This window comes from Acrocarpospora sp. B8E8 (genome assembly GCF_039871605.1).
GTDB lineage: Bacteria > Actinomycetota > Actinomycetes > Streptosporangiales > Streptosporangiaceae > Acrocarpospora > Acrocarpospora macrocephala.
On the sequence record NZ_JBDPLV010000047.1, the window covers coordinates 82,197 to 92,841 of the forward strand.

Below are 10,645 nucleotides of genomic sequence, written 5' to 3' on the forward strand. Positions count from 1 at the left end.
CGCTGGAAAGTGCACAGAGGCTTCCGCCGACTCCGCGGTCCTCCGGTTCGGGCGGGAGCCAGATGGTAACGCCGCCGCACCATGGTATGGACTACTTGACCTGACCAGGCCAAAGCGGTACGGCGTGAAGAGGCAGCACTGCCTGCGGTCCGTGGGAAGAGAGGGACTGGTTACCACTATGGCGCCCAGTACTCGGCCGCCGCCGTCGGCCGCGAACGCGACGCCGCAGTGGAAGCAGGATGCGGCATGGGCCGCGCCGCAGGAGGCGGTGGCACCGCCCAGGACCAGATGGCTGCGGCCGGGCAGGCCCAGTTCGACGCGCGGGAAGAGATCGCGGGGGTGCGCGCTGACGCCCAGTCCACTCGCGATGACCTGACGTCCGCCCACTCCGCCCGGAGGGCCTCGCCGAGGCGCGGATGGCTGCGGGGCGCGTTCCGGTGATGCTACGCAGTCGGCTTTCGGCCTACGCCGCCGAGTATCCAGACCTCCTCCGGAGTGATGTCGGTTTTGGGGTCGGGCCGCCATTCGGAAACGAACACCAGGCCGGGGTCGATAAGGTGTACGCCGTCAAAGAAGCGTTCGATTTGATGGCGCGTGCGGTGTAGGGCCGGATATTTGGTGTTCTTGTAGACCTCTGCGGCGCCACCAGCGTTGTCCGGCCTGGCGTCGGCGGTGGCGTGATTAATGACAAGGTACAGCTCGTCGGGACCGCTAGGGCGCGTCTTCAAAGGTCGTCGCTAAGACATCCAATGTATTCCCTCGATATAATCATGATCAACGTCAGCTTATGACCGAATCAGCCGAGGATAGGTACCTACCTGCGTCCCCAACAACCCCGATTTCGCATTTGACAGGTCGGATGTTTCGGGAGATCAATGTGGCAACCGCACATTCCGTCCGGTTCGCTGCCGCCTGTAGCGGCGTGCACGCAGCGGCGAGCTGATCGCATCCAGGCACCAGAGAGGACCCCATGCGATCAAGATCCCTACGAGCAGCCCTGTCCCTGCTCGTCGCGCTGACGGCGACGGTCGTCCTGTCACCCGCACCGGCTGTCGCCGCGCCGCGGCGACAACAACGTCACCGATGACGCGCTGAGCTCACCACGCACCCGCCGGTTCGATGAGGCGCGCTTCGGCATGTTCATCCATTTCGGCGCGTATTCCGCTTTCAAGGGCCAATACGGCACGTGCCGCGACGCCGAGTGGATCAAACGGCAGTGCACCATCCCGTGGAGCGAGTACGAGGCCAAGGCCGCCACTTTCAACCCCGTCTCGTTCGACGCCAACGCCATCGTGCAGCTGGCCAAGCAGGCCGGTCAGAAGTACATCATCATCACCGCCAAGCACCACGACGGATTCGCCATGTGGCCCACCAGCGTCAACCGGTGGAACCTCCGCGACCACTCCGGCTTCTCCCGCGACATCCTGCGCGAGCTCAAGACCGCCGCGACCGCCAACGGCATCAAGCTCGGCTTCTACTACTCGATCTGGGACTGGCACGACCCGGACTTCGTCGCGAATCTCCCGGTCTACGTCACCAGGATGAAGGCGCAGCTCCAGGAGCTGGTGACCGGTTACGACCCCGCGGTGCTCTGGTTCGACGGCGAATGGAGCGAAAGCAACCCCACCAACCCGTGGTCGGCGCAGAACGGCGAGGATCTGGAGCGGTTCGTCCGTGGCATCTCGCCGCAGGTCGTCATCAACAACCGAGTGGTCAAGCGCCGCTCTGTCGACGGCGACTTCGGCACCCCCGAGCAGGCGCTCGCCGGTTCCCCGCCGTCGATTCAGCTGCAGGAATCCTGCATGACGATCAACAACACGTGGGGGTACGCCGCCTGGGACACCGCCTTCAAGTCGGCGACCACGATGGTGCGCGACCTGGCGACCCTGACCAGCAACGGCGCCAACTTCCTGCTCAACATCGGCCCCACCGACACCGGGGCGGTCACCGCCGGGCAGGCCGATCCCCTGCGCGGCATCGGTACCTGGATGACCGCCAACGGCGCCGCCATCACCGGCGCCAGCCACACGGGCCTGGTCGGCCAGCCGGCCTGGGGCCGCGTCACGCGTAAAGGCAACAAGCTCTACCTGATCGTCAACGCCTGGGCCGGCGCTCGTCATAATGATCTTCATCGTGGTCGCGGGACTCCTGCTATCCCCAGCAGCACGCCGCGACTTCGATGACGGTTCGGTCAGGCGGGGCGGGAGGCTTTGAAGACGCCCTCCACCGCGTACATGACCAGCGTGGTCAGCACGTCTTTGACCGACTCGCGGTCGCGTACGTCGCAGAGCACGATCGGGGTGGCGTCGCCCAGGCCGAGCGCTCGCCGTACCGTGCCGGGTTCGTGGCGGCGGGCGCCGTCGAAGCAGTTGACCGCGACCAGGAACGGGATGCCGCGCTGCTCGAAGTAGTCGATGGCGGCGAAGCACTCCTGGAGGCGGCGGGTGTCGGCGAGGACGACCGCGCCGAGGGCGCCGATGGACAGTTCGTCCCACATGAACCAGAACCGGTCTTGCCCGGGTGTGCCGAACAAGTAGAGCCACAGGCCTTCGCGGATGGTGATGCGACCGAAGTCGAGCGCCACGGTCGTGGTGGTTTTGGATTCCACGCCTGAGGTGTCGTCCACGCCGATGCCGCGTTCGCTCAGCAGTTCCTCGGTGTGCAGCGGGCGGATCTCGCTGATCGTGCCGACCATGGTGGTCTTGCCGACGCCGAAGCCGCCGGCGATGAGGATCTTGATGGCCAGCGCCGAGGCGACCTCGGTCGCGCCGGGCTCAGAGGCGGCGTAGCCCATTCAGCACTTCCCTGTAGATGCGTTCGTCGATCGTCTGTGCCACCGGACGCGGCCTGTCGATGGTCACCAGGCCTTCGCGGCGCAGATCGCCGAGAATCACGCGGGTGATGTTGAGCGGCAGCTTGAGGTGCGCCGCGACGTCCGCCACCGGGCAGGGCTTGCGGCACAACGACAGGACGGTGAGATGCTCCAGCATCAGGTCCGCCCGCTCGGTGGCCACGCTGACGGTCGTGACGATGGCCACCAGGTCGAAGGCCTCGCCCGGCGGGCGCGCGCGGCCGCCGGTCAGGCCGAAGAGCCTGATCAGCGGCCCGGGGTCCTGGCCTGTCACGGCTTCTGGCCGTTCCAGGCGGGTGCCGGAGCCGTCCCCCTCGGCTGCGTGGACAGGTGCTCGCCGACTCGCTTGACCAGCAGCGCCATCTCGTAGGTGACCATGCCGAGCTCGGCTTCGCCCGCCGCCAGCACGGCCAGCCTGGCGCCCTGGCCGGCCCCGGTGACGAGCAGGAAGCCGCCCTCCATCTCGATGATGGTCTGCCGTACGCCGCCGAGACCGAAGTGCCGTCCGGCGCCCTGCGCGAGGCTGTGGCTTCCCGCGGAGATGGCGGAAAGGTGCTCGACGTCCTCCCGGGTCAGCTCCCGCGAGCCGCCCATGGCCAGACCGTCGGCGGACAGGACGATGGCGTGCCGGATGTCGGGGACACGCTGAGTGAGGTCGTCGAGCAGCCACTTCAGTTCAGCTCCAGGGTTGTGCATCGGGATGACCGTCCTTTCTATTCCACGTGTCGTGTCCCTGTTCGACCTGGGTACGGCCCTGCTGCCAGCCGCGTTGCATCGACGACATGAGTTTCCGAAGCTCTTCCGGAGATCTCACAGAGACGTCCTGCTGTTCCTGGGACGGCGCGCCGCGAAGCTGCGGGGCCAGGTTGGCCAGGGGGACCCGCATCGGCAATCCGTCCAGGTCGTCGTCCGGCACGGACGGGGTCCTGCGCGCCGGGACTTCCTGCCGCTCGGCCGCGAACCAGTCCGGCGTCCCCTGGGACCAGGTGTCGGGCATCGCGCTCAGTGCTCGCGTGGGGCCGGCCAGTTTGGCGTACATCGGATGAGCCTGCGCCTCCGCGGCGGCGAGCAGGCTCGACGGCAGCAGCACGATCGCGGTGGTGCCGCCGTACGGCGAGGGCCGGAGCGCGATCTTGATGCCGTGCCGGGCGGCGAGCCTGGACACCACGAAGAGGCCGAGCCGGTCGCTGTCGGCCAGGTCGAACTCCGGCGGTTCGGCGAGCCGCGCGTTGACCCGCTCAAGGGTGGCCGGGCTGAGCCCCAGGCCCCGGTCCTCGACCTCCAGCCCGAAACCGTTCGCGGCCACCGCGCTCCGGATGTGGATGGTGGTCTCGGGGGGCGAGAAGACCGCGGCGTTCTCCACCAGCTCGGCCACCAGGTGGATCACGTCGGTGACCGCCGCGCCCACCAGCGCCGGGGCGTTCGGCATGGGTGCCACGATGACGCGGGTGTAGTCCTTGACCTCGATCACCGCGCTGCGTACGACGTCGTAGAGCGGCACCGGGTCGCGCCACCTCCGGGCCGGGGCGGAGCCGGACAGGATGATCAGGTTCTCCGCGTGCCGCCGCATCCGGGTGGTGAGGTGGTCGAGTTTGAAGAGATCCTCCAGGATCTCCGGCTCCTCGACGCGGCGCTCCATGATGTCGAGCAGGCTGAGCTGGCTGTGCAGCAGCGCCTGGTTGCGCCTGGCGAGGTTGAGGAACACCTGGCCGACACCCTTGCGGAGGGTCGCCTGGCCGACGGCGGCCTCCAGGGCGGTGCGCCGTACGGCCGAGAACGCCCGCACGACCCGGTCGAATTCGGCGGTGTCGGCGGGGGCCGGGTCCGGGGCCTCGGTGGCCGGGTCCACGTCGTCGCCCCGGCGCAGCCGCTCGACCAGCCGGGGCAGGCGCTCCTCGGCGAGTTCCACGGCCGAGGCCTGGAGCCGCTTGAGCTCGTTGATCAGCAGCCGGCCGAACCGGTAGGACAGCACGACCGACAGGACGACCGCGATCAGGCCGAGCACCAGGACCAGGCCGATCCGCCAGTACGCCGCGGTCTTGGCCGCCTGCTGCTCCGCCGCGGCCCGGCCCAGCTCCTGCGAGGTGTCCTGGTTGATCGTGTTGAGGATCGTCTCCGTGTCGCTCTTCCACTCGGCGGGATCCACCGGCGGCGCGCCGTTGGTGTCCCACACGAAGAGCCTGTCCTCCACGTCCACGAGCCGCTTGTACGGGCCGCCGTTCAGGAGATCCTGGTAGCGCTCCCTCAAGTCGGGGCCCATGTCCCGGTCGGCGTTGGCGAAGACGAGCCTGCGGCTGGTCATCGCGGCCACGAACGCGGCGCGATCGGTGGGGGTCATCTTCTGGTGCACGATCGTGCTGGTCAGCACGGCGTGCTCCCTGCCCAGGTATTCGGCGGTGGCGCTGTAGGCGGACATGCCACGCACCGCGCGGTACGACGACACGTCACTCAGCGCGTCACGATCGCTGAACTGCCGGTTGGCGACGCCGATCAGGTCGTCGTACGCGTCGATGACCTTGAGCGGAGGGGTGAGCCTGCCGTTGTCGGCGGACGCGCGCAGGTCATTCAGCCCGTCCAGGGCCTCCACCAGAGCGCGCACCGCGGCGGGGGTCCCGGTCTGAGGAACCGAGTCCACCGACCCGATCGCCTCGCGCAGCCGCGCCACCCTGCTGTCGGTGACCCGGCGCTGATCCGCCAAGGGCTGGTCGGCACCGGTGCCGCCGACCGCCTCGGCGGAGAGCTGGCGCTCCCGCTGAAGCTCGACGATCAACTGCAGCACCGGCGAGCCGATGGCCTCCCAGCGGTCCTGGCTCTGGGAGATTTCGACGATCTCCTGGACGCTGGAGTAGGCGATGAATCCCCACAGAGCGATCATTGAGATCAGGGGGATCAACAGGATTCTGAGAAGCTTGGACCGAATCGGCGGCGGCGAGCTCAACCTTCACGTCCCATTCCGCGCATAAAGTGCGCTACCGACTATGATCTTGGCTCGCCCCCAAGAACACATACCACCGCGTAATACGCCGGTGGTTGCACCACTATGCCCACGGGACGTACGGACTTCAAGCGGCAATTCAGAAGAATTCGGCCGAGAAATCGCGCAGGCCGGATGGCGCGGCGGCGCACACTCACAACGCACCTGGTCAGGACGTGATGAGGCCGCCGGGGCATTGCATGCAGTTCCTGAATTGTCTGCGCTCGGTCCGCATCCCCTACGACGGCAGCGGCCTGCTGCATCGTCTGGCTTGCCTTCAATGTCCTGTTTGGTGGACCACAAGCTTCGACATTGACGCAAGCGGCAGTGACGGGTTGGCGGCCGCCGACTCCGCCACCTGCCAGTCCTCGTCGGCGAGCAGGTCGGTGATGGTCTGGGACGGCAGTGACGGATGGCCGGCGGCTATGCGCCTGGCCTGGTGGTCACGCAGGCAGGCCAGTAACGCCGTGGCCGTGGCGTTGGAGTGCTGGGCAACCTCGCGGAACACCTTCTGAACCGGCGGTTGGTGCTGGGTCAGGGTCTCCAGCAATGCCGGTGAAGCGTCCGGGTTCGTGGCCACCTTGGCGAGGACCCGCACGCCGTGCCGGTCGGCCATGGCGCGCAGTTGGGCTTCCGACAGGCCCGGGTGCGGGGCGATGGACTTGAGCACCTTCGCGTCTGCGTCGGCGGCGAGCATGTCGCGGATCTCGGCCGGCAGATCGCGTCGTTGGGCCACGAGCATCCGTACGGCCGGATCCGGCGAATTGGCCAGTTCTCCGACCTCGGCGGGAGAGGCGGCCGCGATCCGCGGCAACAGGGTCTGGGCGACCTTGGCGGCACCGGCCAAAGAGGTGAGCACCTCCAACGGCACGTGAGGATTGGCTGCTAGGTTGCGCCGCACGTCGAGGCTCGGGTCGGTGGCCAGCGCGCGTACCAGGTGGTCAGGAATGGCGGGATTCTCGGCGAGGGCGGCGCGGACAACGGGCTCCGGGCTATCGGCGAGTCGTTCATATGTTTCTGGAGGCAGGTCGGGGCGGATGGCCAGAGGCCAGCGCAGCTGCATCGAAGGATCGTCGGCGAAGCCGATGACGGCTTCGGCGGGCGTGGCCGGGTTCCACAGCGCGGCCTGGCGAGTCTGGTCAACGGTGGACTCGTGGGAGCCGTCGCAGGAGGGCTCCCACAGATCGGGGGACGGCGTCTCTTCGCCGTCACAGACCAGACACCATCGCGCTGCCGGCAGCCCTTCGCCGGTGATCAGCGCGGCCAGCACGGCCGGTGGCGTCGCCTCGTTGGCCGCCACCGCACGGCGGACCTCAGCGTGCGGATGCCCCGCGAGCCGGACGGCCATGTCCGCCGTCGTCCACAACCCGAGTTCCGCGACGACCCGTACGTTCGAGTCGGCGGCGAGCGTCTCCATCACATCGGGCGGAAGGCCTGGGCAGGCCGCCAGCTTCTCCCGGCGCTCAGCGTCCGGATCCGCAGCGAACAGGCGTGCCCACTCAGGGCGGCCGGTGCCCTCGGCGAGCAGGGCAAGCGCGGCGAGCGGCTGGGCCACGGGATCGATGTCGTCGGCCGTCAGCAAGCCCCGGCCCACGAGCGTGACAACGGTCTCCTCAACGCGCGAGGCCAGCGTGACCGCCTGCGCACGACTGAGGCCCTCGCGATCAGCCAGATCCGCGGCGATGTACTCGTCCGCGACCGCGATCAGCCGATCGACCAGCTCAACGGGCAGGGCTGGGTTGGCGGCGAGCCCGCACAGGACAGGGTCCACCGGAACATCCTGCCTGACGTCTTCCTCGATGCACTCGACAGATGATCCACGGGCTTACGCCTGTGAGCCTTGGTGGGCTCACCTGAGCAACGGCCGCGAATCCAACGAAGTTGCTCTTGAGATGGGCAGATGCATTTCGCCAGCGCTGGTCAGCGAGTTGCGCGATCTCGGTGTAGTCCGCCAAGGTCGCCAGATGGCCGAGAATCGAAGCGCCCGCACCGGACGGGCCGTCCCTAGCTGGCACAGGTCCTCGGAAGCATTCTTGCCAGATAACAGAAGTTGTCACGCAAAGCGAAGGCGTCGGGTTCAGCCGTTGAGGAGTCGTTCGGTTTCGCGCCACAGCCGGGTCTGGAGTTCGGGGTCGTCGCCCGGTGGGGTGGGCAGGATCTGGCGGTGTTTGCGGACGGTGTAGTAGCCGCCGGTGCGGCCGGTGAAGGCGGGGTCGGTCGCGAGGGTGACGATCAGGCCGGCGCCGCGGGCGGGGTCGCCGATCGACAGCCGGGTGAGGATCTTTTCCAGGGTGGCGGCGAAGCGGAGCTCGCGGCCCAGGCCGGTGGTGTTGAAGCCGGGATCCAGGCAGTTGGTGGTGACGGTGGTGCCGGCCAGGCGCCGGGCCAGTTCGAGGGTGAACATGATGTCGAGCAGCTTGGTCTTGCCGTAGTGCTGCGATGATCCGCGTGCGGTGAACGGGACCGTCTCGGTCAGGTCCTGCGGGAGCCGGAGGGTGCCGTGGCGGCGGGAGGCTTGGGAGGCGACGTTGACGATCCTGGCGGCCGGGGCCCGGCGCAGGGCCGGCAGGAGTTCGCGGGTGAGGAGCCAGGGGGCGAGGTAGTTGACGGTGATCATCTCGGGGTGGCCCTCAGGCGTGGTGCGGGGTGTGAAGGCGTGGATGCCGGCGTTGTTGATGAGCACATCGATGTGGTCGTACCGGTCGGCGATCTCGCGGCCGATGCGCCGCACGTCGGTCAGGCGGGTGAAGTCCGCCAGGAACACGTCGATCTCCGCTTGAGGGGCGTGGGCGCGGAGTTGATCCCGGGTCTGTTCGGCCTTGTCCGGGTCGCGGGCGGTGATCGCGAGGTGAGCGCCCCGCCGGGCGAGGTCGAGGGCGGCCAGGCGGCCCAGGCCGCTGGTGGCGCCGGTGATGACGATGACGGGCTGCATGACGGTCCTGTCCAAGGTCGTGGTGACGGGTCATTCGGTGCGAAGCGGGCGTTCGGACGCGGTCTGCCGCGGCTGAGTGACCGCCGGCAGCGACACCCCCTTGCGGGCTCGAACCCGGCTTCCTGTGACCATGAGCGGCCTTCCAAAGTAGTTTGCATATGCCCATCATCGTAGGGGACTATAGTTTAGATATGCAAACTACTTCTGGGGGCGGTGAGAACAGCCGGCACGAGCTCGAACTGGCGCTGGGCGAGCGGATCAACGCCCTGCTGAGCGCGACCCGCGCGCTGAGCGAGCGCAGCGCCGCGCACTTTCACGCCGACCTGCAACCGGCCGCGTTCCACATCGCGCGCTGGCTGTACGCCTTCGGGCCCGCGCGGCCCAGCGCCATCGCCGAAGCCGTCAGCATGGACCGCAGCTCCACCAGCACCCTGATCGGCAAGATGCGATCGCTCGGCCTGCTGGACAGCTCACCCGCCCCCGACGACCGGCGCAGCATCCTCGTCGGGCTCAGCGAGCACGGCCGCCGGCGGGTCGCGGCGACTCTGGAGGAACGGGGCAAGGAGTTCTACGCCCGCACCCAGGACTGGTCCGAAGACGACCTCACCTGCCTCATCGAACTGCTCGGACGTCTCACGTCCGACCAGCCCACGTAATATCCGCTTCCCAGGCACGGCCATCCTCATCTCCGGCGACCACTCGAAGATCAAGCGCCATCATGGTGACGCGGCGGCCCGGTGTCACGTAGGGGGATGCCGGTGCAGGCGTCTCAGGGCGAACGCGAGTTGCAGGCGGAGACGGCCCTGCGGGTCGCGGACGTTCCAGCCGAGTAGGTGTTCCGCCCGGGTGAGGCGATCCTGGAGAGTCGAGTGGTGCAGGGTCAGGGCGGTGGCGGCCGTGCGCAGGCTTGGTTCCGACGCGGCGGCGTACAGGGTGGCCAGCATCCAGGGTGCCGCGGTGCCCGCGTGGTCGAGGGCTCGGACGTCGGGCACCGGCTCGCTGTCGGCGCCCAGCGCGGCGGCCAGGACCATAAGGCCGCCCAGCTCGTCGGCTCGTACGACCCTGGGGCCTGGATCCTGCTCGTCTCCTTCGGCCGCGAACCGCAGCGCGGTCTTGGCCGCGACCCACGAGGCGGGAAGGTCAGTCAAGCGCCCGATAGTCCCCACTCCCGCCCGCCGCTCGTCGATGCGCCCGCGCGTGCCGGTGTGTTCGATCGTGGGTGGGACGCCCGCGATGGCCACGGCCCAGACGCCGGTCTCGGGGAGGCGGAGCCGGCGAGCCGCGTGCAGGCGGTCGGCCTCGGTGGCGGCCGGGTCGAGGAGAAGTTCGACCAAGGCGGGATCGCTGGCCGATGGGGCCCGGCCGCGGGTGCGCTCCAGGGCGTCGCGGGCGACGCCGGTGGCCCGTTCGAGGACCATCAGGTCGACCGCCCCGGCGGGTCCAGGACGCTCCAGCCACAGTACGGCGTGCTCGTACCCCAGCGGCGCGTGCAGCCAGGCGGGATCGGGCGGCGCCGCGGCGTCTTCCCGTCGCCCGTCGCCCAGGACGCGCACGTTCACCCGGTGATCGGGATCGATGAGGCGGGCCGGGCAGCCCGCCAGCACCGCCGCTCCCCGGACGATCGCCTCCAGCCCGGCCCTGGTCGCCACCAGGCGGTCGAAGTAGGCGATGACCTGGACCGCGGCGCTGGCGTCCGGGTCGAGCGCGGCCAGCCTGCCGGCAAGCTCTCTCACCATGCCATCCTGCCTCAGCCCGCCAGGTGCGGCTAGGCCCGTTTTCCGTAGGTGGGGATGATTGGGGCATCTTCGGCGCGGCTTGTTGATCGTGGCAGTCCGAGCCGGTAGTTCCTGAGCCTCGTGAGACAACCAGCGCAGTTCGGCGGCCCGAG

Annotated in this window: 11 protein-coding genes; 3 read left to right on the plus strand and 8 right to left on the minus strand. The window is 68.7% G+C overall.

Annotation, left to right across the window (positions count from 1 at the left end):
• Positions 1 to 246: 246 nt before the first annotated feature.
• The gene (locus ABGB08_RS35675) at positions 247 to 441 is read left to right on the plus strand and encodes a hypothetical protein (RefSeq protein ID WP_347599785.1); all 195 of its coding nucleotides are present in this window, start codon (positions 247 to 249) and stop codon (positions 439 to 441) included.
• Positions 442 to 443: 2 nt separating this feature from the next.
• Here ABGB08_RS35675 and ABGB08_RS35680 read toward each other — a convergent pair whose 3' ends face one another.
• On the minus strand, positions 444 to 728 hold the full coding sequence (locus ABGB08_RS35680) for an SAM-dependent methyltransferase (RefSeq protein ID WP_347599788.1): 285 nt from the start codon (positions 726 to 728) through the stop codon (positions 444 to 446).
• Positions 729 to 1,091: 363 nt separating this feature from the next.
• On the opposite strand from ABGB08_RS35680, the gene ABGB08_RS35685 reads away from it, so the two are divergent.
• Complete coding sequence (locus ABGB08_RS35685) at positions 1,092 to 2,183, plus strand: alpha-L-fucosidase (RefSeq protein ID WP_347599821.1); 1,092 nt, start codon at positions 1,092 to 1,094, stop codon at positions 2,181 to 2,183.
• 8 nt (positions 2,184 to 2,191) lie between these two features.
• Here ABGB08_RS35685 and ABGB08_RS35690 read toward each other — a convergent pair whose 3' ends face one another.
• The 6 genes from ABGB08_RS35690 to ABGB08_RS35715 all read right to left on the minus strand — a co-directional run bounded on the left by ABGB08_RS35690 (position 2,192) and on the right by ABGB08_RS35715 (position 8,757).
• Entirely contained in the window at positions 2,192 to 2,794 is a 603-nt protein-coding gene (locus ABGB08_RS35690) for an ATP/GTP-binding protein (protein WP_347599791.1), read from the minus strand.
• The gene (locus ABGB08_RS35695; RefSeq protein WP_347599794.1) at positions 2,775 to 3,125 is read right to left on the minus strand and encodes a DUF742 domain-containing protein; all 351 of its coding nucleotides are present in this window, start codon (positions 3,123 to 3,125) and stop codon (positions 2,775 to 2,777) included. The genes ABGB08_RS35690 and ABGB08_RS35695 overlap by 20 nt, the downstream gene beginning before the upstream one ends.
• The gene (locus tag ABGB08_RS35700; RefSeq protein ID WP_155357987.1) at positions 3,122 to 3,547 is read right to left on the minus strand and encodes a roadblock/LC7 domain-containing protein; all 426 of its coding nucleotides are present in this window, start codon (positions 3,545 to 3,547) and stop codon (positions 3,122 to 3,124) included. Before ABGB08_RS35700 ends, ABGB08_RS35695 begins: the two co-directional genes overlap by 4 nt.
• A complete protein-coding gene (locus ABGB08_RS35705) occupies positions 3,528 to 5,726 on the minus strand; it encodes a nitrate- and nitrite sensing domain-containing protein (protein WP_347599797.1) in 2,199 nt (732 codons plus the stop codon). The genes ABGB08_RS35700 and ABGB08_RS35705 overlap by 20 nt, the downstream gene beginning before the upstream one ends.
• A 376-nt stretch (positions 5,727 to 6,102) precedes the next feature.
• Complete coding sequence (locus ABGB08_RS35710; RefSeq protein WP_347599800.1) at positions 6,103 to 7,596, minus strand: hypothetical protein; 1,494 nt, start codon at positions 7,594 to 7,596, stop codon at positions 6,103 to 6,105.
• Between the two features lie 306 nt (positions 7,597 to 7,902).
• Positions 7,903 to 8,757, minus strand: coding sequence for an SDR family NAD(P)-dependent oxidoreductase (locus ABGB08_RS35715; RefSeq protein WP_347599803.1), 855 nt, complete (start codon positions 8,755 to 8,757; stop codon positions 7,903 to 7,905).
• 191 nt (positions 8,758 to 8,948) lie between these two features.
• On the opposite strand from ABGB08_RS35715, the gene ABGB08_RS35720 reads away from it, so the two are divergent.
• On the plus strand, positions 8,949 to 9,413 hold the full coding sequence (locus ABGB08_RS35720; RefSeq protein ID WP_347599806.1) for a MarR family transcriptional regulator: 465 nt from the start codon (positions 8,949 to 8,951) through the stop codon (positions 9,411 to 9,413).
• 84 nt (positions 9,414 to 9,497) lie between these two features.
• Here ABGB08_RS35720 and ABGB08_RS35725 read toward each other — a convergent pair whose 3' ends face one another.
• Positions 9,498 to 10,493: a helix-turn-helix domain-containing protein gene (locus ABGB08_RS35725; protein WP_347599809.1), complete on the minus strand. Its 996-nt coding sequence runs from the start codon at positions 10,491 to 10,493 to the stop codon at positions 9,498 to 9,500.
• Positions 10,494 to 10,645 lie beyond the last annotated feature (152 nt).